A 24,035-nucleotide genomic window follows, 5' to 3' on the forward strand; every position below is an offset into this window, starting at 1 on the left:
CATGACGCCGGATCCGCTGACGCTCTATCGCACCGCACGCGAATCGGGGAAAAGCGCATCCGGGTTCTACAACGACAACGTGCGCGTCGAGACGGACCAGGGTCCGGTGATCGTCCGTATCCCGATTCATGGCGCGGACGGCATGGACCTGCGCGTCTGGCCGGAACAGGACGTGATCCGGGCGATCGCACCGTGGGTGTCGGCGATCCCGTGTGTGCTGCACGTCTCACCCGATCCGGCGTTCCAGATCCATCGCTTCGTGTCCGGTGACGTCGTGGACGCGATCGCGCCGCGGGGCGTCGAGGTTCCTCGGCATCTGGTGTCGGATGTGCTGCGGTTCTTCCTGGACATGTCGAGAGTGCCCGTCGACGACCTGCCCGGGGTGCCGGTGGATTGGCCGAAGGATCGCGATACGGCGGGATTCGGGGCGCGGCTCTCGGCGGTCACGGCCGACGTATGGGAGCGGTTTCGGCAGCCCTACGCGTCTTTGTACGCGGCGTTGGGCGTGCCGAAGGATCCACTCGGCCGAGTGACGGCCGACTGGCACACGATGACGGGCCGTCCGTTCGGCGTCCTGCACTGCGATGTCCACCGCAAGAACCTCATCGTGGCGGCCGGCCGGACCTGCTTCCTTGATTGGGAACTGGCCCTGTGGGGCGATCCGCTGTACGACCTGGCCGTGCACCTGCACAAGATGGACTACCTTCCCGAGGAAGCCGAAGCCGTGCGCTTCGGGTGGTTCGCCGTGATGCCGGACGACGTGAAGGCCGAGGCGGTCGCGGATCTGGCGGTGTACATGCGCCATGAGCGGGTCAAGTCCGCCCTCGTCGACACGGTTCGCTACTCCAAGTTGATCCTGGCGGCGGCCGATCCCGAGACCGAGAGACGGCTCGTGCACTCGTTGGCCATGAAGGTCAATCGAGCGCGCGCGATCTGGGGCTCGGGGGATTCGTTGGGCCTCGACGAGGTTCGGTGGGCCCTGAGGGCGCACACTCCCGGGTCCGAGCCGTGATCACCGGAGCCGGCCGAACCGACGGGACACGGCGGCTGTTGCTGCGGCCTGGGGTCTTCGGGGCGTTGGGTGAGCTGGTTGGTGGGCTACGAGGGCTGGTTCTTGTGGTGGAGGGTGGTTGTTGCGGTCAGGCCCAGGAGGAGGAGGGCGAGGGAGGTGAGGAGGAGGGTTGGGGTGGGGCCGAGGGTGGTTGTGGTCGGGCCGCCCAGGGCGGTGCCCAGGGGGACCGCGAGGATGCGGATGGCGGAGACCACGGCCAGTACGCGGGGGAGTTCGGCGGGGGTGGCCGAGCGTTGGAAGAGTGTGGTGGACATCGTCGAGAAGGGCGGCCACATCAGGCCGAGCAGTGCGAAGCCCGCCATTGCCACCGGTGTCGGGGCGCCCAGGCCCAGGGGGAGCAGGGTCAGGCCGGAGAGCGCGACGATGCCCGCCGTGGTCGGGCCCAACGGCAGTCGGCGCAGGTAGCCCGTGAGCAGCGAGCCGAGCACCGCGCCCGCGCCGAAGAGGCTGTAGAAGCCCGCGAGCGTGCCCGCCGACGCGTGCAGGTCGTGGGTCACGTGCAGCGGCAGCGCGACGTAGACGGGGCCGAACAGGAAGAAGAACCCGATGCTGAGGATCACCAGGTTGCGCATCGTGCGATCGCGGCGGATCACGGCCAGGCCGCCCGCGCGGGAGGCGTCCGCCGCCTCGGCGGGATCCGGGGCCTGGGGTCCGGGGGCGGCCCACAGCAGGGTGCCGGCCAAAACCGCGAAGGACCCGGCGTCGACCGCGATGACCGAGATCGCGCCGCCCCACACCACCAGCGGCGCGGCGAGCAGCGGGCCCGCGATGGTGGCCACCGACGCGATCGTGGAGAACACCGCGTTGCCCGCGAGGTGGTCGCCCTCGCGCAACTGGCGCGCCAGCAGCGTGTACGTACCGGCCTGACCCCACGAGTGCAGCACCGACGACAGCGCGAGCAGGCCGACGTACAGCCCGATCGACAGCGCGCCCGCGAGGTGCGCGAGCGGTATCGCGCCCAGCGCGCCGGCCCGCAGCAACGCGTCCCACATCGCGAGCCGCGCGGGGCTGCGGCCGCGCAGCAGGCGGTTGAGGACGATCGCGCCCAGCGCCCCCGGCAGCGTGTACGCCGCCACCGCGAGCGCCACCCACAGTCCGCGCCCGTCGGCCGGCGCGATCTCGACGGCGAGCCAGCCCACCGCCACCACGGCCATGCCGTCGCCCAGGGCCGAGACCGCGTAGCCGGGCAGCAGTCGGCGCAGCACGGGGTGCGCGAGGATCGGCCGGTATGGGGAGTGCCGCGCGACTTGGGCGGGGGAGGGTGCCATTCGAGTCTCCGATGTGTCGGGTTCCTGGGCGAGACGATTCCCTGGGAAATCGGCGGCGGGGCTCGGTTCGGCGCTGGGCTGAATGAATCCGCTGTCCGCGTAAGGGCGGCCCCGCCCGGTGTCGCGACTCGCGCCGAATGCCCGTTGCGTACCACCGAATCCGAGCCGCTCGCGCCGCGCCGGCGTCGATCCCGACCGGGCCTCGGGTAGCCTGATCGCTTGCCCTCAACCGCCCCTTCGGCTTGGAGCAGACCCGTCGCAGTGAGTACCGCAGCCGCGTCCCATCTGTCCCCGGCTTTCCCCAACCGTGCCCCCTGGGGCACCGCGAACAAGCTTCGCGCGTGGCAGCAGGGGGCCCTCGACACCTACCTCGAACGGCAACCGCGCGACTTCCTCGCGGTCGCCACCCCGGGGGCCGGCAAGACGACGTTCGCGCTGCGGATCGCCTCCGAGTTGCTCGACGCGCACGTGATCCACCAGATCACGATCGTCGCGCCGACCGATCACCTCAAGAAGCAGTGGGCCGAGGCCGCCGCGCGCATAGGCCTGCGGATCGACCCCAACTATTCGAGCGCGTCGGGCCCGGTCTCGAAGGAGTACCACGGGATCGCGGTCACCTACGCGGGGGTCGGCGTGCACCCGATGCTGCACCGCCGCCGGGTCGAGAACCGCAAGACGCTGGTGATCCTGGACGAGATCCACCACGCGGGCGACAGCAAGTCGTGGGGCGAGGCGTGCATGGAGGCGTTCGAGCCGGCCACCCGGCGGCTCGCGCTGACCGGTACGCCGTTCCGCTCGGACATCAACCCGATCCCCTTCGTCGCGTACGAGGAGGGCAAGGACGGCATCCGGCGCTCGTCCGCCGACTACACCTACGGCTATGGGCACGCGCTGTCCGACGGCGTCGTGCGGCCGGTGATCTTCCTGTCCTACTCGGGCGACCTGCGCTGGCGGACCAAGGCCGGCGACGAGATCGCGGCCTCGCTCGGCGAACCGATGACCAAGGACGCGATCAACCAGGCGTGGCGGACCGCGCTCGACCCGCAGGGGTCGTGGATGCCGCAGGTCCTGCGGGCCGCGGACCGGCGGCTCGGCGAGGTGCGCAAGGCGGTCCCCGACGCGGGCGGCCTGGTGATCGCGACCGACCACGAATCGGCCCGGGCGTACGCGCGGATGATCCGCGAGATCACCGGGCACGGCGCGACGCTGGTGCTCTCCGACGACACCGGCGCGTCGAAGAAGATCGACGACTTCTCCGCGTCCGAGGACCGGTGGATGGTCGCGGTCCGGATGGTCTCCGAGGGCGTGGACGTGCCGCGGCTGGCGGTCGGCGTGTTCGCGACCACCATCTCGACGCCGCTGTTCTTCGCGCAGGCGGTCGGCCGCTTCGTCCGCGCCCGGCGGCGTGGTGAGACCGCGTCCGTGTTCCTGCCGTCCGTTCCGACGCTGCTTCAGCACGCGAACGAGATGGAGGTCGAGCGCGACCACGTCCTGGACCGCCCCAAGAAGGAGGGCGGGATGTACGACGAGGAGGACGCCCTCCTCGCGCAGGCCAACGCGCAGAAGGACGAGCCGGGGCAGCAGGAGCAGTTCGCGTTCGAGGCGCTGGAGAGCGAGGCGCGGTTCGACCGGGTGCTGTTCGACGGCGCGGAGTTCGGCCTGCAGGCGCATGTGGGCAGCGAGGAGGAAGAGGAGTACCTCGGCCTCCCCGGGCTGCTCGAACCCGACCAGGTCCAGATGCTCCTGCAGTCGCGGCAGGCCAAGCAGGTCGCCAAGAGTCGTCGCAAGCCGGACCACGAGGCGGACCTGTCGGAGAAGCCGGCCGATCAGCGTCCGGTGGTGACGCACCGTCAGATGACGGCCATGCGCAAGGAACTCAACACCATGGTCGCGGCGTGGCACCACCGCACGGGGCAGACGCACGGGCAGATCCACAACGAGCTGCGGCGGGTGTGTGGCGGGCCGGCCGTGGCGCAAGCCTCTGCGGGGCAGCTGGAGGCTCGGATCGGGAAGGTCCGGGAGTGGGCTACGTCCTCGTCGGGGCGGTGAGGTGGTCCTGGGCGGGGGGGGTGGGGCCGGGCCGGCGGGTGCCGGGTCCTCAAGCGCCGGACGGGCTGGGCGGTGGTCGTCAGGTGTTTGTCCTCAAGCGCCGGACGGGCTTGATGGGGTTCGTCTTCGGCTGAGGGTGGGCTTGGGGAGGCTTGTCCTCAAACGCCGGACGGGCTGGGTGGGTTTCGTTTCGGGTGTCGGGCGGGTTTCGGGAGGGTTGTCCTCAAGCGCCGGACGGGCTGACTGGGTTTCGTTTCGGGTGTTGGGTGGGGCTCGGGAGGCTTGTCCTCAAGCGCCGGACGGGCTGACTGGGTTTCGTTTCGGGTGTTGGGTGGGGCCTCAGGTGCCGGACGGGGTTGGTGGGGCTCAAACGTCGGAGGGGATCGCGGGTGGGTATCTCATTGGTTGGGATGGGGTGTCCGGCTGGTGAATACGGGGTTCTCGGCCTCGAACATGATGCGCATCGCAATTGGTGATTTGCGTGGTTTGGGGTGAATGATCCGATTCATCTGATATTTTGCCTGTCCGTATCCCGGATATCCGGTGCCAAAACTGCCCTCCCTGGTTAGCGTGATCCTCCGACGTGTCACACAGGAGAAACCGTCCTGCGTGGACGTGGGACTCTGCTCGGCCCGCATGCCGAGTGGTGGACGAGCATGTGTTCTGGCCCCATGACCTGGCGCCGCACAGCCTCGCGATTGTGGCGTTCCGTTCGGGGACCGAACGCCGCTGGACGTAATGCAACGTCACGCGAACGGAGGGGAACTCGTGGTCGCCGAGACGTCACAGACCCTGGACCGAGGGCTCAAGGTCCTCGCACTGCTCGCCGACGCGTCGGACGGCATGTCGGTCCCCGACATCGCCACCGCGCTCGGAGTCAATCGCACCGTCGTCTATCGCATTCTCGCCACCCTGGAACAGCACGGGCTGGTCCGGCGGGACGAATCCGGCCGAACCAAGCTCGGGCTCGGCGCGCTGCAGTTGGCCCGCCGTGCGCACCCGCTCGTCCGGGACGCGGCCGTGCCATGTCTGCGCCGGCTCGCCGAGGAGACCGGTGCCACCGCGCACCTGACCATCGTCGACGGCCTGGAGGCGCTCGTGGTCGCCGTCGCCGAACCGACCTGGACCGACTACCACGTGGCCTACCGGGTCGGTTCGCGCCACGCGCTCGACGCGGGCGCGGCGGGCCTGGCGATCCTGGCCGCCCGCCGGGTGCTCGCGGGCCTCGACATGCCCAGGTCGTACGTCTACGCACCCGGCGACGGACGCCACACGGTCCCGGGGATCGCGGCCGCGGTGCCGGATCTGGCCGCCGTCGAGTCGAGCGTCGGAATCGTCTCGCTCGGCAACCTGGACACCGAGCGGCTGGGGCGGCGGGTGGCCGAGGCGGCGGCCGAACTGTCCGACGAATTGGGCGGTGTCAGGGTCTCCGCCGCGTAGCCGGTACGAGTCCCGTACGGCGTGGCTCCACGCGCCGTGTTTAATTGCCAACCGTGGCCCGTACCAAGCTCACCCTCCCGGTGTCCCTGCTCCTCGTCGCGATCCTCTGTGTGTTCGCGTTCGTGGTGCCGATGCCGTACATCCTGATCACGCCGGGTGCGACCGCCGACACGCTCGGCGACGACGCGGGGCGGCCGGTGGTCGAGATCTCGGGCCCCGTCACCGTGTATCCGACGACCGGACACTTCCTGCTCACCACGATCCACGCGAGCGGACGCGACGACGAGCGTCGCCTCGCCTCGCTGATCGGCGCGTGGTGGGACAGCGAGGAGGCGGTCGTGCCGAAGAAGTCGGTCTACCCCGAGGGCAAGAGCATCGAGCAGGTCGTCGAGTCCAACGTGAAGGACATGGTCAAGTCGCAGGACAGCGCGACGATGGCGGCCCTGAAGTACCTCGACAAGTCGCCCGAGCAGGTCAAGGTCACGCTGCACCTGACCGACGTCGGCGGCCCCAGCGCCGGCCTGTTCTTCGCGCTCGGCATCGTGGACAAGCTGACCGAGGGTCAGCTCACCGGTGGCCGGACGATCGCCGGCACGGGTGCGATCGACGCCAACGGCAAGGTCGGCGAGATCGGCGGCCTGCCGATGAAGCTGTTGGCCGCCAAGCGGGACGGGGCGACGGTTTTCATCCTGCCCAAGGGCGAGTGCAAAGAGGCCGACCGGGCCGGGGACAATGGGCTCAGGTTGATCCCGGTGGAGACGCTTTCGGGGGCGGTCGACGCCTTGAACGCGTTGAACACGGGCGGGAAGGTGCCGTCGTGTTGAGTGCGGGTGGCGGTTGTCTTCAAGCGCCGGACAGGCTTGATCGGTGCGTTCTTGGGCTGTGGACGGGCTTTGGGAGGCTTGTCCTCAAGCGCCGGACGGGCTGAACTGCTTTGTCCTCAAGCGCCGGACGGGCTGAGCCGCTTTGTCCTCAGGCGCCGGACGGGCTTGGGGAGGCTTGTCCTCGAACGGCTTCACCTCCACCTCGCGCACCCGCGGCAGCGTCGACCGTCAGAGCGCGGCGCCCGCCCCGGCGAAGCCGGCGACGAACTCGTCGGCCGGGTTGGTCAGGATCGCCTCGGGGGTGTCGTACTGCGCGATGTGCGACTGCTCGCGCAGCACCACGATCTTGTCGCCGAGCTTGACCGCCTCGTCGAAGTCGTGCGTGACGAACACGATCGTCTTGCGCAACTCGTGCTGGATCCGGATCAGTTCGTCCTGGAGGTGGCCGCGCGTGATCGGGTCCAGCGCGCCGAACGGCTCGTCCATCAGCAGCACCGGCGGATCGCCCGCGAGCGCCCGCGCGACGCCGACCCGCTGCTGCTGACCGCCGGAGAGTTGGCGCGGGTAGCGGTTGCGGAACTCGCCGCTGTCCAGGCCGACGGTCTCCAGGAGTTCGTCCACCCGCGAGGACACCTCGGACCGGCTCCAGCCGAGCATCTTCGGGACCAGGGCGATGTTCTGACCGACCGTCATGTGCGGGAACAGGCCGCTGTTCCGGATCGCGTAGCCGATCTTGCGGCGCAGCTCGACCGGGTCCAGGCGGGTCACGTCGCGGTCGTCGATCGAGATCAGCCCCGAGGTCGGCTCGATCAGCCGGTTGATCATCTTCATCGTCGTGGTCTTGCCGCTGCCGGACGGGCCGACGAACACGACCAGTTGCCCGGCCGGGATCTCCAGCGTGACCCGGTCGACCGCGGCCGACTTCTGCCCGGGGAAGTGCTTGGTGAGCTCCTCGAGCCGGATGGTCGCACCGGTGACGTCAGCCACGGATCCCCCTGGATACGGTCAGCCGGCCGAGGAGCACGTAGGCGGCGTCGAAGAGGAGGGTGAGCGCGACCACGCCGAGGGTGCCCGCCCACGCGGCGTTGATCGCGTCCTTGCTGCCGAGCCGGGCCAGGCCGTTGAAGATCTCGTTGCCGAGCCCGGAGCCGGACACGTACGCCGCGATCGCCGTGATGCCCATGATCATCCGGGTGGACACCCGGATGCCGGTGAACAGCGCCGGCCACGCGAGCGGCAGCTCGACCCGAATCAGGATCATCGCCCGGTTCATCCCGATCCCGCGCGCCGCGTCCACAAGCTGTGGATCGACGCCGGCCAGGCCGACGATCGCGTTGCGCACGATGGGCAGCAGCGCGTACAGCACAAGCGCGACCACGGTCGGCGCGGCGCCGAGCCCGAGCATCGGGATCAGCAGGCCAAGGAGCGCGAAGGAGGGGATGGTCAGGACCGTCGCGGTGCCGGCGATCGCGATCCGCGACGCGAGCGCGCTGCGATAGGTGGCGATCGCGATCACCACCCCGACGAGGGTCGCGACGACCATGCACCGGAACACCGCGTTCGCGTGCATCCAGGCTTCGATCCAGAGCTGCTCACGGCGGCTGGAGACGTAGTCCCAGAAGCTCAAGGCGGCCCTTCCCGCGTTCCCGGCGCTGACCGGGGTCGGTTACCGTCGGCTTCGGGCCGGGAAACGCGGGATGGGCCGAGCGGGCGGATTCGTCACTCGTTCCGGTGTCGGTTCACCCGTCCGCCACGGCACATTCGACCAACGGCAGTACCCGATAGGGCACCGGGTTCTCCAGCGCGATCGTGGTCGAGGCGCGCTGGACCCCGTCGAGCTCGATGATCTGCTCGATCACCCGTTGCAGGTCGGTGTTCGTGCGCGCGACGATCCGGCACAGCAGGTCGCCGCGGCCGGTGATCGCGTGCACTTCGAGCAGCTGGGGAATGCCCTCCAGGTGTTTGCGCAGGTCGCGCCCCTGCCCCTGGCGGATCTCCAGGGTCACGAACGCGGTCACCGTGAAGCCGAGGGTGGCGGGGTCGACGTCGGGTCCGAAGCCGCGGATCACACCGGCGTCACGCAGTCGATCGAGGCGGGCCTGTACGGTCCCGCGGGCCACGGCGAGCCGACGCGAGCACTCGACGACACCGATTCGCGGTGTTTCGACGAGCAACCGGATCAGCGCGGCATCCAACCGGTCGATCTGCACGGGTGCCCTCCCTCGGTCCTGGTTTACCGGTGCCTACCCTGGGCCCAATCACGGCCACACCGGGAGGCAGCATGACCACCGACCTGTTCGCGGCATTGCGGGAGGGTCTGCCCGCGCACACCCTGGTGACGGACGCGGACATCGCCGCATCGTACGCGCGTGACATGGCCGGGCTGTGTGCGGCCGGTCGCCCTGCGGTGGTGGTGCTCGCGGAGACCACCGAGCAGGTCCAACACGTCATGCGGGTCGCGACCCGGTTGCGGGTTCCGGTCGTTCCGCAGGGCGCCCGCACCGGCCTGTCCGGCGGCGCGAACGCCATGGACGGCTGCATCGTGCTGTCACTGATTCGGATGAATCGGATCCTGCACATCGACCCGATCGATCGGACGGCCGTGGTCGAGCCCGGCGTGGTCAACGCCGACCTCTCGAAGGCGACCGCCGCGCACGGACTGGTCTACCCGCCCGACCCCTCCAGCTGGGAGACCTGCACGATCGGCGGCAACATCGGCACCGGCGCGGGCGGGCTGTGCTGCGTCAAGTACGGCGTGACCGCCGAGTACGTGCTCGGCCTGGAGGTCGTGCTGGCCGACGGGCAGCTGCTGCGTACGGGGCGGCGCACCGCCAAGGGCGTCGCGGGCTACGACCTCACCCGGCTGTTCGTCGGCGCGGAGGGCACGCTCGGTGTGGTCACCCGGGCGACGTTGGCGCTGCGGCCGACGCCGCCGCCCGCGCTCGTGACGGTGGCGCAGTTCGCCAGCACCGCGACGGCGGCGCGCGCGGTCTCGGCGATCATGGCGGCGGGCCACACGCCCTCGCTGATGGAGCTGATGGACGGCACGACCGTGCGCGCGGTGAACGCGATGGCCAACATGGGTCTACCGGCCGAGACGGCCGCGCTGCTGCTGATCGCGGTGGACACCCCGGCGCCGGCCGCCGAGCTCGCCGCGATCGAGGCGATCTGTACGGAGGCCGGCGCGTTCGAGGCGTTCACCGCCGAGGACGCCGCGGACTCGGCGCTGTTCATGCAGGCCCGGCGGCTCGCGCTGCCGGCCCTGGAGCGGCTGGGGACCAGCATGATCGACGACGTCGCGGTCCCGCGTTCGCGGCTCGGCGACATGCTCGAAGGGGTGGCCGCGATCGCCGAGCGCTTCGACACCATGATCGGCATGTGCGCGCACGCGGGCGACGGGAACACCCACCCGATCGTGATATTCGACGCGACCGATCAGGCGGCCGCCGAGCGCGCGGAGGCCGCGTTCGACGCGATCATGCAGCTGGGGCTCGACCTGGGCGGCACGATCACCGGCGAGCACGGCGTGGGCGTGCTCAAGCGCGAGTGGCTCGCGAAGGAACTGGGCCCGGTGGGCGTCCAGGTGCACCTGAGCGTCAAGGCCGCGTTCGACCCGCTGGGCATCCTCAACCCGGGCAAGGTGGTCTGAGGACCGGTCGGGAGGATGCTCCTCTACTCCTTCAGGGGCATGTCTCGGGGGTACGTCGGGGTTCGGGTCGTCCTCTGGGAGTAGGCGCGATCGGGACTCCCGGGCGACGCCCCGAAGGGGGTGCGGCACCTAGATTTCCAGGTGTCGCCCTTTCGGGGCGGCGAGAGTTCGTTCGGAGGTGGCGGTCGTGGAGAAGCGGGACAGTCGAGAGGCACGAGTCGTGGCGATTGCCGCACTGCGTCGTCGACAGGCACGTGCGCAGGCCCACGCGCGACTGGTCACCGCGATCCGCCGCGCCGCCTGAGCCGACGCCGGGTGACCGACGTCGGCCGACCCGACCGTCAGAGCGCGCCGGCATCGGCCGCGCCGCGCACGGTCGGGTACAGCGGGCGGTAGCCGAGTTCGCGGCGCAGGAGCGTGGTGTCGGGCAGTGCCTCCCACGGGTCCTCGACCGCCTTGTCTTCGGCCGGATGCGCCATCCCGTGCAGCGCGTACAACTCGTGCACCGTCAGCGGCGCGTCGTCGCCGACGTTGTACACCGGCGACGGCACCCGATCCGCGCGCAGGACGCGAAGCAGCGCCTGCGCGACGTCCGCGTGATGCACGGTCGGCAGCCTGCGGTGTGCGGCCCAACCGGCGCCCCACGGCATGAAGTCGCGCAGGTGCGAGTCACCGTCGCCGTAGACGAACGCGAGGCGCAGGATTACCAGGTCGAGCCCGAGTTCGGCGCGCAGTCCCAGCAGGTCCTTGTCGGTCGCGGCCTTCGTCGCCGCGTAGAGACCCCACACCGCGGCCGGCTCGATCGGGTCGTGCTCGGTGAGCGGGCGGGCGGAGCCGGGGCTGTAGACCAGGTTCGTGCTCGTGTGTACGAAGCGGCGCACGCCCGCCTCGACGCCCTCCCGGGCCAGCGCCACCGCCGCCTCGTGGTTGACCGCGCGGGCCCGCTCGTCCGAGACGCCCCGGAACGCGGCGGCGAGATTGACGACGGTGTCGGTGCCCGCGAGCGCCTTGGCCCGGTCGGCCGCGGCGCAGATGTCCCCCTCGACGACCTCGGTGCCGGCCGGTGCCCGGCTCGCGTCGCGGACCAGGACGCGGACGGTGTCCCGCGGGTCGAGGCCGGCGAGCAGTCGCGGGACGAGGCGGCTGCCGACGTTGCCGGTGGATCCGGTGACGAGGATCGTGCTCATGGTGTTCTCCCGGGTGGGTGTGGTCCGGTGGGATGCGAACGGGTGGGTTCCGGCGGGTTCGGCGATCGGGTGTGCCCCACGGGCGGATCGATGGCGCCGGACCTGCGGTGTGCTCAGCCTGGCGGGGGCCGGCCCGGGGTGAAAGAGCCCTGTTCACCCGCGGACGACTCAGCCGAGGAGCGGTGATCCAGGGACAATCGATCCCTGGTTGCCGTGCGCGTGACGGTGGATCCTGGCGGCATGAGTGATCGACGCGAACTCGCCGGATTCCTGCTGCGCAGCCGCGAACGGCTGACCCCTACCGACGTGGGCCTGCCCATGGGCGCCCGCCGGCGTATCGCCGGGTTGCGTCGCGAAGAGGTCGCGCAGCTGGCCGGGATGTCGGTCGACTACTACGCGCGTTTGGAGCAGAACCGCGGCCCGAATCCGTCGCCGCAACTGCTTGCCGCGCTGGCCCGCGCGTTGCGCCTGGACGAGGACGGTCGCGATCACCTGTTCCACCTGGCCGGACACGTTCCGCCGGGGCGTATGTCGAGGTGTACCGAGCATGTGGCGCCCGCGCTGTTGCTGGTGCTGGATCGGCTGTACGACACGCCCGCGCAGGTGCTGTCCGAACTCGGGGACGTGCTGGCGCAGAACCCCATGTCGGTGGCGCTGATGGGGCCCAATGTCGGCAGCAACATCCTGTGGAGCTGGTTCGCCGAGCCGGACGGGCGGGCGCGGTTTCGGGAGTGCGATGTGGACGCGTTGTCGCGGGCGCATGTGGCGGATCTGCGGGCGACGGTCGCGCGGCGGGCGGATGATCCGCGGCCGGGGATGTTGGTCGAGCGGTTGATTGGTGCGTCGGAGGAGTTTGCCGCGTTGTGGGCGGCGCATGACGTCGCGGTGCGGCGGGGGGCGGAGAAGACGATCAGGCATCCGGAGATCGGTGTGGTCACGGTCGCTTGTGACGTGCTTTTGGCCGGGGACGGCGGGCAGCGGTTGGTCGTGTTCACCGCTCCGCCGGGGAGTTCGGGGGCCGAGCAGTTGGCGCTTCTGCGGGTTGTGGGGTTGCAGACGATGTCGGCCTCGGCCGGTGCGGCGGGTTGAGGGCCGGGGTGTGGGTGGCCTGCGGTCTGCTTGTCCTCAAGCGCCGGACGGGCTGATTTGGCCGGCCCTCGGTCGTGGTGGCCTCAAGCGCCGGCCGGGCTGGATTGATCCGATTTTCGGTCGAGGTGGTCTCAGGGGCCGGCCGGGCCGGGGTTGGGCGGCCTGCGGTCTGCTTGTCCTCAAGCGCCGGACGGGCTGATTTGGCCGGCCTTCGGTCGTGGTGGCCTCAAGCGCCGGCCGGGCTGGATGGATTCGGCCTTCGACCGTGGTGGCCTCCAGCGCCGGCCGGGCTGTCTGTAGCCCGGCCGGTGTTGGTTGGCTGGTCAGGTGCGGTTGGGTTGGGGGTTCAGGAGGGTGTTCAGGTGGGTTTGGTCGACCGTTAGGCCCGCTTCTTGGGCGGCTTCGATGGTCAGGTCCGGGGGGAAGCCGTGTGAGTCGTAGAGGGTGAAGACTGTTTTGGCCGGCAACTGATGGGTGCCTGTGGTGAGGGCGCGGCGGATTGCCTTGTTTACGAGGTGGGTTCCGCGGTGGAGTACCCGGTCGAAGGATTCTTCTTCCCGGGTCGTGAGGTCCTCGATCAGGGGCGCCTCGTGGAGCAGTTCGGGCCAGGACGGGCCCAGGTTCGTCACGACGCTCGCGGTGAGTGGGCCCAGGATCGGGCCCTGGATGCCGAGTCGGCGGCCGTGTCGCAGGGCCCGGCGGATCAGCCGGCGCAGCACGTACTCGGTGCCCTCCTTGCCGGGGCGGATCCCGTCCGCGAGCAGGAACGCGATCGCGCGCGCGTGGTCGGTGAGGACCTCGAAGGACACCCGATCGGGGTCCTCGCGGTCGACGGGGGAGTAGGGCCGGCCCGCCAACTCCTCCGCCGTCGCGAGCGTGGGTCGCAGCAGGTCGGTCTGTACGACGCTGTCCACGTCCTGTAGCACCGCCGCCAGTCGGTCCAGGCCGAGGCCGGTGTCGATGCCGGTGCGCGGCAGTTCGCCCAGGACCGGGAAGCCGCCGCCGGGTTCGGTCTCGCCGCGCACGCTGCGCATGAAGACCAGGCTCCACAGTTCGACGTAGCGCTCGGAGTCGACCGCGGGGCCGCCCTCGCGGCCGAACGACGGGCCGCGGTCGTACGTGACGTCGGAGCACGGGCCGCACGGCCCCGGCACGCCCATCGACCAGAAGTTGTCGACCGCGCCGAGCCGTTGGATCCGGGTCGACGGCACGCCGACCGCGCGCCACATCCGCTCCGCCTCGTCGTCGTCCTCGTACACCGTGATCCACAGCCGGTCCGGCGAGAGGTCGTAGTGCCGGGTCAGCAGTTCGTACGCGAACGCGATCGTCTCGGACTTGAAGTAGTCGCCGAAGGAGAAGTTGCCGAGCATCTCGAAGAACGTCGAGTGCCGGCGGGTCCGGCCGATGTTGTCGATGTCCACCGTGCGCACGCACTTCTGGACCGAGGTCGCGCGCGGGAACCCGGGCTCGACGTCGCCCAGGAACCACGGTTTGAACTGGTTCATCCCCGCGTTCGAGACCAGCAGGCTCGGATCGGGCGGGAGCAGCGAGCCGGAGGGCACGAGGCGATGCCCGCGCGATGTGAAGAAGTCGAGGAAGGTGGAGCGGATCCGTGGGGAGAGCATGGCGATTCGGCCTTCTCGGGAGCAGCGGGCGGTGGTCTGCGCACACGCCGAGCCGGGCCGAGGTGCGCCTAACGCGCTCGGTTCGCCGGCTCGACGCCGGTAGCTCGCTGCCGCCCGTGGATCTCCATGCCCTCGACGATAGCCCGGCGGTCCGGCACGGGCGACGGGTTATCCCCGGCCGGTGGGCGCCCGACCGCCGATGAACCCTTCGCGCGGCACTCGGCATGCCATACCGTGACTGCCATGAGCGAGCAGCCGCGTGGCGATGCCCCATCGGGGGAGGGTGGCGACCTGCGGCCCGACATGGCCGACCGGCTGCGCTCCTATTGGGGCTTCTCCGCGCAGCGCGAACGGCAGGCCGCGATCGGCCGGGCGGCGCCGCGCAAGCGGCGGCACGTCGAGGTGCAGTGCGGCAAGTGCGGCTCGACCAAGGTGAGCACCGACATCGTCGGCGACTACGTGTGCGGCTCGTGTGCCGCGCGATGGCGTCCGCCGACCGCCGCGGACGGCCCCACGTGCCCCGAGTGCGGTTCGGGCAAGGTCTCCTCGATGCCGTACGGGGACCGCAAGTGCCGCGACTGCGATCACCAGTCGCGCCCGGGCTGATCCGCGGTTCGTTCGGAGCGCTCCCGGCACCCTTGTTTTGTATGGCTGTTGCGGATACCCACGGTCGTAAACGATCAACGTGGGAGGCAGCGCCATGACAGCACGTCTTCAGGACCACGTCGCCGTGATCACCGGCTCCGGGGCCGGGATCGGGCGCGGGATCGCGCGGCGGTTCGCGGCGGAGGGTTGCCGGATCCTGGTCAACGACATCCGGCCCGAGTCGGCCGAGCGGGTCGCGGCGGAGATCACCGACGCGTTCGGCGTCGAGACGCTGGCGATGCCGGCGGACGTCACGGTCAAGGCCGACGCGGTCGGCCTGGTCGAGGGCGCGCTCGCGCGTTGGGGCCGACTGGACACGCTCGTCAACAACGCGTGGGGCGGCGGGCGGATCAACCACATCGAGAACAAGACCGACGAACAGTTCCAGCACGGCCTGAACATGGCGTTGTGGGCCGGGTGGTGGACGATGCGGGCCGCGTTCGAACCGATGCGCGACGCGGGCGGCGGCAGCGTGATCAACATCGCCAGCCTCAACGGCGTCAACGCGCATCGGTTCACCGCCGAGTACAACGTCGGCAAGGAGGCGCTGCGCGCGCTGACCCGCTCGGCCGCGCGCGAGTGGGCGCCGCACCAGATCCGGGCCAACGTGATCTGCCCCGGGGCCAGGACGGAGGCGTTCGCCGCGTACGCGAAGGCCGATCCGGCGGCCGCCGCGACCGCCGAGGCGAGCAACCCGATGGGTCGGATGGGCGACCCCGAGACCGACATCGGCGGCGCCGCGTTGTTCCTCGCGAGCGACGACTCGCGCTACGTCACCGGCAACACGCTCTTCGTCGGCGGCGGGACGCACATCAACGGCTCCACGTGGGCGCCGACCCCCGAGGAGGACCGGGTCGGTTAGCCGGCGCCCCGGCCGGAGCGCCGGGCGGGCTTGTCACACGGCATCCGCCCATGGCACAAATGAGGGCGTATTCGGGCGAACATCCGTGGTGCGCATCACCATTCGACTAATCGTCAAACTGACGAGTAATCGTGTTATGCTGACGACATGGACACCGCAACCACCGCCCTGCTGACGGACCACTACGAGCTGACGATGCTCGAAGCCGCACTGCGCAGCGGCGCGGCGCACCGCCGTTCGGTGTTCGAGGTCTTCGCCCGCCGGCTGCCCGACGGCCGTCGCTACGGCGTGACCGCCGGCACCGGCCGGCTGCTCGACGCCATCGAGAACTTCCGCTTCGACGACGAGAGCCTGCACTTCCTTTCCGAGGCCGGCGTGGTCGGTCCCGCGACGCTCGACTGGCTCGCGGGCTACCGGTTCACCGGCAACATCTGGGGCTACGCCGAGGGCGAGTGCTGGTTCCCCGGCTCGCCGCTGGTGGTGGTCGAGGGCAGCTTCGCCGAGGCCGTGGTGCTGGAGACGCTCCTCCTGTCGATCCTCAACCACGACGCCGCGGTGGCCGCCGCCGCGTCGCGGATGACGTCGGCCGCCGCCGGGCGCCCGTGCATCGAGATGGGCTCGCGCCGCACCCACGAGGAGGCCGCGGTGGCCGCCGCGCGCGCCGCGTACATCTGCGGCTTCGCGAGCACGTCGAACCTGCGCGCCGGGCAGCGGTACGGCATCCCGACCAGGGGCACCAGCGCGCACGCGTTCACGCTCCTGCACGACGACGAGCGCGAGGCGTTCGCGGCCCAGGTGGCGGCGCTCGGGCGGGACACCACGCTGCTCGTGGACACCTACGACGTCGCCGCCGCCGTCCGGGCCGCCGTCGACATCGCCGGCGACGAACTCGGCGCGGTCCGGCTGGACTCGGGCGACCTGCTCCTGCTCGCCCACCGGGTGCGTGCCCAGCTCGACGAGCTCGGCGCGGTCAAGACCCGGATCGTGGTCACCAGCGACCTCGACGAGTACGCGATCGCCTCGCTGCGGGCGGCTCCCGTGGACGCCTACGGCATCGGTACGCAGCTGGTGACCGGCTCCGGGCAGCCGACCGCGTCGCTGGTGTACAAGCTCGTCGCGCGGTCGGTGAGCGACGAGCCCGACGCGCCGCTGGTGCCGGTCGCCAAGAAGTCGCCCGGCAAGCCGAGCCACGGCGGGCGCAAGAGCGCCGTCCGGCGCTACGACGCCGAGGGCGTGGCCGAGGCCGAGGTGCTGCGGGCCTATCGGCCGGACGCGGAGCCGGTGCCCGGCGAGCGTGAACTGTTGGTCCCGCTGGTCGCGAACGGCGAGATCGTCGGCCGCGAGCCGCTGTCCGCGGCGCGCGAGCGGCATGCGCGTTCGCGTGAGGAACTGCCGCTCTCGGCTACGCAGCTCTCCCGCGGGGAACCTGTACTTCCCACCATCTACGAGTAGGGACGACAACGATGACCCGGGCATTGATCGTCGTGGACGTACAGAACGACTTCTGCGAGGGCGGCAGCCTCGCGGTCGCCGGCGGGGCCGCGGTCGCGGAGGCGATCCGGCACCATGTCGCGGCCAACTCGGCCGAGCAGCCGCCGGACCCCGTGCACGCGGAGACGGCGCCGTACGCGCACATCGTGGCCACCCGCGACCACCACGTGGATCCCGGGGCGCACTTCGCGGACGCGCCGGACTACGAGAGCACGTGGCCGGTGCACTGTGTGGCCGGGACCGAGGGCGCGCGCTTCCATCCGGCGTTCGCGCAGGTGGTCGAGTCGGGGCGGGTCGAGGAGGTCTTCTCCAAGGGGGCGTACGCGGCCGCCTACAGCGGGTTCGAGGGGGTGGCGGCCGACGGTACGGTGCTTGCCGCTTGGCTGCGGGAGCGTGGGGTCACCCAGGTGGACGTGGTGGGGATCGCGACGGACTACTGCGTGCGGGCTACTGCGCTGGACGCGATCGGTGAGGGGTTTCGGACGCGGGTCTTGCTGGGGCTGACCGCGGGGGTTGCGGCGGAGAGTACGGAGCGGGCGTTGGCGGATCTGCGGTTGGCGGGGGCGGTGCTCGTGGGGGAGTCGGCTGCATAGCGCCGTGCGGCACCTGGGTTGGCCTCAAGCGCATAGCGCCGTGCGGCACCTGGGTTGGCCTCAAGCGCCGGCCGGGCTGGTTTACCCGGCCTTTGGCCGAGGTGGCTTCAAGCGCCGGCCGGGCTGGTTTGGCCGGCCTTCGGTCGAGGTGGGCTCGAACGCCGGCCGGGCTGGAGGTGGCTCGGCCGGCGTTTGCGGGTTCGTCAGGGGATTGGGCCCACCGTGACTCGGGCTGCGCCGCCTGTGCGGGTTGGGCCGGTGGTGGTGATCTGGACGCCTGTGTGTGGGACTTTGACGCCCATGTTCGGTGCGGTGGGGGACCAGTACGTGCGGTTGTCGGCGAATACCGCGACGCCCTTTCGGGACGGGAAGGTGCCCAGGCGGCCGAGGTTGACTGCCGAGGTGGGTTCGGTTTCGGCGGTCAGTGCCGCGTCGGCGGTCTGGAAGCGGGTCGGGAGTGGTTTGCCGGAGGGGTTCAGGAGCGGTTCCGGGTGGACGTCGATCGGCAGGATCAAGCCCTCGCCGGGGTGGTCCGTGACGTCGTTGTCGGTGAACGAGGGGTCCCACAGCCAGATCAACACGCCCTCGCCGTACGGGAAGTGCGTCGCGACCCGCTTGCCGCTGCCGCTGGGGCTGGTGACCAGGTACGGGCCGGCCACGAGCGCGGTGTCGGCCCCGACGTACTGCCGGTTCTCGACGATGTACCAGCGCTTCGCGGAGCTGCCGGCGCGTGGCGGCAGCGGGATGAGCAGTGCCTGCGGGTCGCCCGTGGACTGATTCGGCGCGAGCTGGACCACGGTCTTGCGCTTGGGATCCACGGTGCGGACGTCGAGCCAGCCCAGTTGCAGCTTCTCCCACGCGGACAGCGCGCCGGGCAGCGAACCCGCGCCGTTCTCGTCGCCGAGATAGCTGCCGAGCGCCATCAGCGACCAGAACCCGGGCGGGCCGTCGCTCGAGTTGCCGTGGTCGTACAGGTCCGGCAGGCCCAGGCTGTGGCCGAACTCGTGTGCGATCACCCCGAGTCCGCCGTTCTCGGGCTGCATCGTGTAGTCGCCGGCCCACATCCCGGAGGCGCCGATCGGCGTGCCGCCGGCCCGGTTGTACGCGGGGCCGGTGCGGCCGACCTGGTCGGCGTACGCGTACCAGCGGTGCGACCACACCGCGCCGCTGCCCTGCTCGCCGCCGCCCATCGCCTTGTCCACGCCCGCGTGCACGATCTCGAGGTGGTCGAGGTAGCCGTCCGGCTCGTCGAACTCGCCGTCGCCGTCGAAGTCGTCGCGGTCCCAGCGGTCGAACGAGGCGAGCTGCTCGCCGATCCGCGCCGGTGTCAGGCCCTCGGCGATGCGGGCGTCGTACCAGGTCCGCATCGCGTCCCGGACGAGGTCCCACACGTCCCGGCACACGTTCTCGCCGCAGTCGTCGTTGCCGTACCGGGCCTCGTTGTACGGCACCCGGACCCAGTCGGTGACCTCGCCGTCGAGCGAGAAGCGGCCGGCCGACTGCTGCCGGTAGTACGAGGCGAGCGAGGGGCGGGTGGTGCCGGGGCCGAAGAACAGGTCGCGGTAGTGATCGCGCTCGTAGCTCGCCTGCCACATCATCGTGGTGTCGTCGGCCCGGTTCGGTGCGGGGATCGCGCCGTGTCGCGGACCAGGCCGGGAGTCGCCCTCCGTGCGATCGCCGAACTCGACCAGGATCGCGAACACCCGAGCCGCGGCGGGCGGCCGGGTCTCGGCCCGGCCGGCCTCGCCGGCCGCGACCGTGCGCGAGGCGAGGCTGGGGTCGTCGGTCATCGCCCGGACCGCCGCGTCGCGTCGCTGCGTGCGCCGTTGGGTGAACGGGTGCGGCAGGTTGTCGTCGCGTTCGACGAAGGGGCCTGCCTCGGCTGGGGCAACCGCGACGGCGTGCGTGACGGCGGGCGCCCGTGCGGGTGGCGCCGGTGCGGCGGCGAGGACGAGCAGCGCGCAGAGCGCGGTGACGACGGCAGGGCTGATGAGGCGCGAGTGGTTCACGTGGAACTCTCCGGGTCTCGGTCGGGTCCACGGCCGAAGATCGGCGCTCCGACCGGTCGCGAGAGGGTGCCCACACTCGCGACCGATAAATCCCGATCGCAATCGAATGGTCACATTGCGCGCCCGGAGCAGTAGCTTGAGAGCGGGGGGCGTGCACAAAGGGGTGCAGGGGGAGGTGGTGCGTCGTGGCCCGAGGGGATTTTCTCCGACTCAGCTACGGCGTATTCGTTGCGATCGTCTTGACGGTCTCACTACTCGCGGCATGGGAGCCGCACACCGTGGCGGGCGCTGCCGTCGCCATGGGCATCGGTGTCGCGCTCGGCACGACGACGGCAGTCCTCGGCATCCGCGCGCGCCATCACGCGCCGCGGATCACGCCCCGCGGATGACCGTGGTGCGTGCGGCCTTGTCGTGCAGACACTGGTGCCACGGCTGATCCCAGAATTGCCACAACACGTTGACCAGCCAGAAGAGCGTGCCCACGCACGGCACGATGGGAGGCAGGGTGAAGACGGCGGCGCGGGTCCACGCGGGCGATCCGGAGATGGGCCCGCCGTCGGCCACCCGCACCACCTTGATGCCCAGGACCCGCTTGCCGAGGGTGCGGCCGAACCGGTCGAGTTGGAAGCCCTCGTAGAGGAAGTACACCAGCCAGAAGATCAGACCGGACGAGAACTGTGCGCCGAACGACACGTCGTCGTAGTCGGCGCCGGTGATCGGCCACGAGAGCAGGCCGGCGACCACGCCGACGATCACGGTGTCGATGATCCGCGCCACGAGTCGGCGCAGCGGGCCGCCGAGCGTCGGGCTGTCGCCGTGGCCGCCGCCGCCGGAGCCGTAGGACGGGTCCTGACCGTAGGGACCCTGCCCGTAGGGGGCCTGGCCGGACGGGTCCTGGCCGTAGGGCGGCTGTCCGTACGGCGGCTGCTGCCCCCCATATGGCGGCTGCTGTCCGGGGGGCTGCTGCTGCCCGTAGGGGTTCCGACCGGACGGGTCTTCGCCGTAAGGGTCGGGTGGCGGAGGCGGTGCACTACCTGTCATAAAACCGAGTAAAGCGGACAGAAGCTAACGTTGACGCAACGTGTTCGATCGACCCGGCGTGTCGCGTCCGTACGGGTGACGGGCCGTCAGCGCGGGCCCGGGGGCGGGGCCGGCCGGGGCCGTCGACCGGCTCGGACGCGCCCCCGGCGCCGCGCTCAGTCCCGCGCCACGAACGTACGGGCCGCCTTGTCGTGCAGCCCCTGCCGCCACGGCCGGTCGAAGAGGCCCCACAGCGCGCCGAGCACGCCGACCACGAACACGCCCGGGACGTACAGCGTCAGCCAGCGGCGCACCGACTGCCACAGCGTCGGGGTGTCGTGGCTGTCCAGGTCCGCGACGCGCAGGCCGAACAGGGTCTTGCCGAGCGAGCGGCCCCAGCGCCACGTGGGCAGCGCCTCGTACAACAGCGCGACCGCGAGCACCGTGCCCAGGACCACCGCGAGCGTGGTGCCGGTGGTGCCGTCGATCAGCCAGACCGTGGTGTCACGCCCCTCGTAGCGGGCCCGGTCGATCTTGTCGCGGATGTGGTCCACCGCGTCCGGGACGAGCGGGATGCCGACGGCGATGCCGGCCGCGAGCGGGATCAGCGCGTCGGCGATCCGGGCGAGCAGGCGCCGGCCCAGGGCGGCCGGGCGGCGTTCGTTGCTGCCGAAGATGTCGGCCTGGACCGGGCGGAACGGCGCCGCCGCGGGCTCGTCGGCGGAGCGCTGCGGCGGGACGGGGTCGGCGTGGGGGGAGGCGGACGAGGGGGTTGAGGCCGGTCCGGGGGCGGCCGGGCCCGGGGAAGGGGACGGGGCGGCGGTCGGCGGGGCGTACATGCCGGTGGAGGACATGTCGTACAGCCCGCCGGTGCGCGCGGACAGCACCTCGCCCTGGATCACCCGCCCGCCCCGCTCGATCGCCTCGGGGGGCGCGGACTGCGCCGATCGGGGGGGCTGTTCGGCGGCCGGTCGACCGGGATCCTCGGCCGGCCGACTGCTGTCCGGCACCCAGGCACCGCCGTCCCAGTAACGGATGTGGCCGGTGATCTCCGGATCCGGGTACCAACCCGGTGCTGGCGCAGAGGACATGGGCGGGATTTTGCCGTACTCGGGGGGTGGCGCGTACGCCCCGGGTCGGATCGGGGTGTGGCCGACCGCACAGGAGCCGGTTCGCCCGGGCTCTGCCCTGATGGCAGCATGGGGCGTATGAGTGTCGCTCCCATCGAGGTCGAGAAGCACCAGCCCGAAGAGGACGTCCGGGCGGAGACCCCTTGGGTATGCATCGTCTGGAACGACCCGATCAATCTGATGTCGTACGTGACCTACGTCTTCCAGTCCTACTTCGGGTATCCGAAGAAGAAGGCCGAGAAGCTCATGCACGACGTGCACCACAAGGGCCGGGCGGTGGTTTCGTCGGGGACGCGCGAGGAGATGGAGCGCGACACCACGGCAATGCACGGGTTCGGACTGTGGGCGACCGTCCAGCACGACAAGTGACACCGCTGCCCGGACCCGTTCGGCGCCGGCGGTCTCGCCGGCGCCCGTCCCACACTCTCCAGGAGATGTTCAGCCTGTGAACGGCCTCTTCAGTCGCGGACGCTCGGGCAAGCCCGAGATCGTCCTTGAGGACATGCACGTACGGGTGCTGGCCGATCTGTGCGGTCAACTGATGGAGATGGTCTCGCCCGACGACGACGAGGCCGATCCGCTGGCCGCCGAACTGGGTCTGACCGGGCTCGGCTCGACGGAGGTGCCGAGCACGCCGGACGATCCGGCGCTCGCGCGGCTGCTGCCCGACGCCTACCCGGAGGACGCCGAGGCGGCCGCCGAGTTTCGCCGGTACACCGAGACCGACCTGCGGCTGCGCAAGCGCGACAACGCGCGGATCGTGCTCGCCGACCTGGCCGAGCTGATCGACCTCACCGAACCGGCCGACGCCGCCGAGCTGCGCGAGCAGGCCGGCGAGCACCGGGTCGTGCTCGACCCGCAGGGCGTGCAGGCGTGGCTCGGGGCGCTCAACGACCTGCGTCTGGTGATCGGGACGCGGCTCGAAGTCACCGAGGACATGGAGGAGTTCGAGGCGAAGCTGGCCGAGGACGACCCGCGGCGGTGGCTGTTCGCGGTCTTCCACTGGCTCGGTGGGCTCCAGGACTCCCTGCTCGGGTCGTTGTGACCGGACGGTGCTAGAGCCTGTTCTGGGTTCGGATCATGTGGTGGGTCGGAGGCTGCGGAGCCAGAGGATTGCGCCGCGGAGGTGGAGTCCGGCGAGGTAGCTGTCGGGCGTCTTGTCGTATCGGGTGGCCAGGCCTCGCCATGCCTTGATCTTGTGGATGCAGCGCTCGACGGTGTTGCGGTCCTTGTAGAGCGTGGCGTCGTGGCCGATCGGTCGACCTCCGCGTGAGCCCTTCTTCTTGCGGTTGGCGGCCTGGTCGACCTTCTCGGGGATGACCGCCTTGATCCGGCGTCTGCGCAGGTAGAGGCGGGTGGCGCGACTGGAGTAGGCCTTGTCGGCGGCGACGGCGCCGGGTCGGGTGCGAGGTCGGCCGACGGGGCCCCGGACCCGGATCCCCTCGACGACGGCGACGAAGCGCGGGTTGTCGGCGGCTTGTCCGGGAGTGACCACGAAGGACAGCGGCCGGCAGCGGCGGTCGGCCGACAGGTGGATCTTCGCGGAGAGTCCGCCGCGCGAACGGCCCAATGCGGCCGTCCTCAGCCTGGCCCGGTGTCGGCGCCGCACCCGCCGACGCTCCGCGCGCGCCGCCTCGTCCCCCGCTGCGGGCACCCCCTCCGTCACCGGCCCCTTTTGCCCCTTTCGAGAATCCCCTTTTCCTCGTCGACGGCCTTCTCCACCTCCCGCAGGAGTTCGGCGTCGACGACCATCCCGGCCGCGTCCTGATGCGCACGAACGACGGTGGAGTCCACGCTCACCAGGCCGAGTTCGACCTGCCCGCGGGCGGCGGCCTCGGCGATCATCGCCTCCATCAGGGCCCGGAACGTCCCCGCCAGGGCCCACGCGTGGAACCGCTGGTAGACGGTCTGCCAGGGCCCGTACCGCTCGGGAACGTCCCGCCACGGACTGCCCGTGCGAAAACGCCACATCACCCCGTCGAAGCAGTCCCGCAACCGCCCCGGATACGGGCCGCGCTCCCCGATCGGGAGGAACGGCTCGACCAACTCCCACTCGCCATCGGCCAGATCACCACGCGTCAT

At 70.9% G+C, this 24,035-nt stretch carries 20 protein-coding genes and 2 pseudogenes; 12 read left to right on the plus strand and 10 right to left on the minus strand.

What is annotated here, in order from left to right:
• Position 1 precedes the first annotated feature (1 nt).
• Positions 2–1,012 carry an aminoglycoside phosphotransferase family protein gene (locus OG928_RS21650; RefSeq protein WP_406286270.1) on the plus strand — a complete coding sequence of 337 codons (1,011 nt, stop codon included), beginning with the start codon at positions 2–4 and terminating at the stop codon, positions 1,010–1,012.
• Between the two features lie 86 nt (positions 1,013–1,098).
• Here OG928_RS21650 and OG928_RS21655 read toward each other — a convergent pair whose 3' ends face one another.
• Positions 1,099–2,340, minus strand: coding sequence for an MFS transporter (locus tag OG928_RS21655; protein WP_406286273.1), 1,242 nt, complete (start codon positions 2,338–2,340; stop codon positions 1,099–1,101).
• A 261-nt stretch (positions 2,341–2,601) separates the two neighbouring features.
• On the opposite strand from OG928_RS21655, the gene OG928_RS21660 reads away from it, so the two are divergent.
• From OG928_RS21660 to OG928_RS21670, 3 genes are all read left to right on the plus strand, one after another.
• Positions 2,602–4,389 (plus strand): DEAD/DEAH box helicase, encoded by a 1,788-nt coding sequence (locus OG928_RS21660; protein WP_406286276.1) that lies wholly within the window; start codon positions 2,602–2,604, stop codon positions 4,387–4,389.
• A 768-nt stretch (positions 4,390–5,157) separates the two neighbouring features.
• Entirely contained in the window at positions 5,158–5,829 is a 672-nt protein-coding gene (locus OG928_RS21665) for an IclR family transcriptional regulator (protein ID WP_406291117.1), read from the plus strand.
• 53 nt (positions 5,830–5,882) lie between these two features.
• Positions 5,883–6,653 carry a PDZ domain-containing protein gene (locus OG928_RS21670; RefSeq protein WP_406286278.1) on the plus strand — a complete coding sequence of 257 codons (771 nt, stop codon included), beginning with the start codon at positions 5,883–5,885 and terminating at the stop codon, positions 6,651–6,653.
• 231 nt (positions 6,654–6,884) lie between these two features.
• Here OG928_RS21670 and OG928_RS21675 read toward each other — a convergent pair.
• From OG928_RS21675 to OG928_RS21685, 3 genes and pseudogenes are all read right to left on the minus strand, one after another.
• A pseudogene (locus OG928_RS21675) lies at positions 6,885–7,640 on the minus strand (ABC transporter ATP-binding protein); the annotation flags it as partial.
• Positions 7,633–8,280 (minus strand): ABC transporter permease, encoded by a 648-nt coding sequence (locus tag OG928_RS21680; RefSeq protein ID WP_406286280.1) that lies wholly within the window; start codon positions 8,278–8,280, stop codon positions 7,633–7,635. The pseudogene OG928_RS21675 and the gene OG928_RS21680, both read right to left, overlap by 8 nt.
• 112 nt (positions 8,281–8,392) lie before the next feature.
• Positions 8,393–8,863, minus strand: a complete 471-nt coding sequence (locus OG928_RS21685; RefSeq protein WP_406286282.1) for an Lrp/AsnC family transcriptional regulator — start codon at positions 8,861–8,863, stop codon at positions 8,393–8,395.
• Positions 8,864–8,934: 71 nt separating this feature from the next.
• On the opposite strand from OG928_RS21685, the gene OG928_RS21690 reads away from it, so the two are divergent.
• Entirely contained in the window at positions 8,935–10,302 is a 1,368-nt protein-coding gene (locus tag OG928_RS21690; protein WP_406286285.1) for an FAD-binding oxidoreductase, read from the plus strand.
• A 341-nt stretch (positions 10,303–10,643) separates the two neighbouring features.
• Here the strand turns inward: OG928_RS21690 and OG928_RS21695 are convergent, their stop codons facing one another.
• Complete coding sequence (locus OG928_RS21695; RefSeq protein WP_406286288.1) at positions 10,644–11,489, minus strand: NAD-dependent epimerase/dehydratase family protein; 846 nt, start codon at positions 11,487–11,489, stop codon at positions 10,644–10,646.
• Positions 11,490–11,729: 240 nt separating this feature from the next.
• Here OG928_RS21695 and OG928_RS21700 point away from each other — a divergent pair, with 240 nt between their 5' ends.
• Positions 11,730–12,578 (plus strand): helix-turn-helix transcriptional regulator, encoded by an 849-nt coding sequence (locus OG928_RS21700; RefSeq protein ID WP_406286289.1) that lies wholly within the window; start codon positions 11,730–11,732, stop codon positions 12,576–12,578.
• Positions 12,579–12,901: 323 nt separating this feature from the next.
• Here OG928_RS21700 and alaS read toward each other — a convergent pair whose 3' ends face one another.
• Positions 12,902–14,203, minus strand: coding sequence for an alanine--tRNA ligase (alaS, locus tag OG928_RS21705; RefSeq protein ID WP_406286291.1), 1,302 nt, complete (start codon positions 14,201–14,203; stop codon positions 12,902–12,904).
• 243 nt (positions 14,204–14,446) lie between these two features.
• Between alaS and OG928_RS21710 the strand changes: the two genes are divergently transcribed.
• From OG928_RS21710 to OG928_RS21725, 4 genes are all read left to right on the plus strand, one after another.
• Positions 14,447–14,809, plus strand: a complete 363-nt coding sequence (locus tag OG928_RS21710; RefSeq protein WP_406286293.1) for a hypothetical protein — start codon at positions 14,447–14,449, stop codon at positions 14,807–14,809.
• 94 nt (positions 14,810–14,903) lie between these two features.
• Positions 14,904–15,710 carry an SDR family NAD(P)-dependent oxidoreductase gene (locus tag OG928_RS21715; RefSeq protein WP_406286294.1) on the plus strand — a complete coding sequence of 269 codons (807 nt, stop codon included), beginning with the start codon at positions 14,904–14,906 and terminating at the stop codon, positions 15,708–15,710.
• Between the two features lie 147 nt (positions 15,711–15,857).
• Entirely contained in the window at positions 15,858–17,162 is a 1,305-nt protein-coding gene (locus tag OG928_RS21720; RefSeq protein ID WP_406286296.1) for a nicotinate phosphoribosyltransferase, read from the plus strand.
• An 11-nt stretch (positions 17,163–17,173) separates the two neighbouring features.
• Positions 17,174–17,794 (plus strand): isochorismatase family protein, encoded by a 621-nt coding sequence (locus OG928_RS21725; protein ID WP_406286298.1) that lies wholly within the window; start codon positions 17,174–17,176, stop codon positions 17,792–17,794.
• Between the two features lie 203 nt (positions 17,795–17,997).
• On the opposite strand, the gene OG928_RS21730 is transcribed toward OG928_RS21725, so the two are convergent.
• From OG928_RS21730 to OG928_RS21740, 3 genes are all read right to left on the minus strand, one after another.
• Positions 17,998–19,803: an immune inhibitor A domain-containing protein gene (locus tag OG928_RS21730; RefSeq protein WP_406286301.1), complete on the minus strand. Its 1,806-nt coding sequence runs from the start codon at positions 19,801–19,803 to the stop codon at positions 17,998–18,000.
• A gap of 372 nt (positions 19,804–20,175) precedes the next feature.
• Positions 20,176–20,844 carry an RDD family protein gene (locus OG928_RS21735; protein WP_406286304.1) on the minus strand — a complete coding sequence of 223 codons (669 nt, stop codon included), beginning with the start codon at positions 20,842–20,844 and terminating at the stop codon, positions 20,176–20,178.
• 155 nt (positions 20,845–20,999) lie between these two features.
• Positions 21,000–21,914, minus strand: a complete 915-nt coding sequence (locus OG928_RS21740) for an RDD family protein (RefSeq protein WP_406286306.1) — start codon at positions 21,912–21,914, stop codon at positions 21,000–21,002.
• A gap of 117 nt (positions 21,915–22,031) precedes the next feature.
• Here OG928_RS21740 and clpS point away from each other — a divergent pair, with 117 nt between their 5' ends.
• Together clpS and OG928_RS21750 are read left to right on the plus strand one after the other, a co-directional pair.
• Complete coding sequence (gene clpS, locus OG928_RS21745; RefSeq protein WP_406286308.1) at positions 22,032–22,322, plus strand: ATP-dependent Clp protease adapter ClpS; 291 nt, start codon at positions 22,032–22,034, stop codon at positions 22,320–22,322.
• A 76-nt stretch (positions 22,323–22,398) separates the two neighbouring features.
• The gene (locus OG928_RS21750; RefSeq protein ID WP_406286310.1) at positions 22,399–22,998 is read left to right on the plus strand and encodes a DUF2017 domain-containing protein; all 600 of its coding nucleotides are present in this window, start codon (positions 22,399–22,401) and stop codon (positions 22,996–22,998) included.
• A 33-nt stretch (positions 22,999–23,031) separates the two neighbouring features.
• Here the strand turns inward: OG928_RS21750 and OG928_RS21755 are convergent.
• A pseudogene (locus OG928_RS21755) lies at positions 23,032–24,035 on the minus strand (IS5 family transposase).

Origin of the sequence: Embleya sp. NBC_00896 (genome assembly GCF_045207785.1) — a bacterium.
In the GTDB taxonomy this organism is placed as follows: Bacteria; Actinomycetota; Actinomycetes; order Streptomycetales; family Streptomycetaceae; genus Embleya.

Excerpts from the sequence above, each read along its gene's own strand:
- OG928_RS21650 (WP_406286270.1), top strand. The coding sequence starts at position 2 with ATGACGCCGGATCCGCTGACGCTCTATCGCACCGCACGCGAATCGGGG.
- OG928_RS21655 (WP_406286273.1), bottom strand. The coding sequence starts at position 2,340 with ATGGCACCCTCCCCCGCCCAAGTCGCGCGGCACTCCCCATACCGGCCG.
- OG928_RS21690 (WP_406286285.1), top strand. The coding sequence starts at position 8,935 with ATGACCACCGACCTGTTCGCGGCATTGCGGGAGGGTCTGCCCGCGCAC.
- OG928_RS21695 (WP_406286288.1), bottom strand. The coding sequence starts at position 11,489 with ATGAGCACGATCCTCGTCACCGGATCCACCGGCAACGTCGGCAGCCGC.
- OG928_RS21700 (WP_406286289.1), top strand. The coding sequence starts at position 11,730 with ATGAGTGATCGACGCGAACTCGCCGGATTCCTGCTGCGCAGCCGCGAA.
- alaS (WP_406286291.1), bottom strand. The coding sequence starts at position 14,203 with ATGCTCTCCCCACGGATCCGCTCCACCTTCCTCGACTTCTTCACATCG.
- OG928_RS21710 (WP_406286293.1), top strand. The coding sequence starts at position 14,447 with ATGAGCGAGCAGCCGCGTGGCGATGCCCCATCGGGGGAGGGTGGCGAC.
- OG928_RS21715 (WP_406286294.1), top strand. The coding sequence starts at position 14,904 with ATGACAGCACGTCTTCAGGACCACGTCGCCGTGATCACCGGCTCCGGG.
- OG928_RS21720 (WP_406286296.1), top strand. The coding sequence starts at position 15,858 with ATGGACACCGCAACCACCGCCCTGCTGACGGACCACTACGAGCTGACG.
- OG928_RS21725 (WP_406286298.1), top strand. The coding sequence starts at position 17,174 with ATGACCCGGGCATTGATCGTCGTGGACGTACAGAACGACTTCTGCGAG.
- OG928_RS21735 (WP_406286304.1), bottom strand. The coding sequence starts at position 20,844 with ATGACAGGTAGTGCACCGCCTCCGCCACCCGACCCTTACGGCGAAGAC.
- OG928_RS21740 (WP_406286306.1), bottom strand. The coding sequence starts at position 21,914 with ATGTCCTCTGCGCCAGCACCGGGTTGGTACCCGGATCCGGAGATCACC.
- clpS (WP_406286308.1), top strand. The coding sequence starts at position 22,032 with ATGAGTGTCGCTCCCATCGAGGTCGAGAAGCACCAGCCCGAAGAGGAC.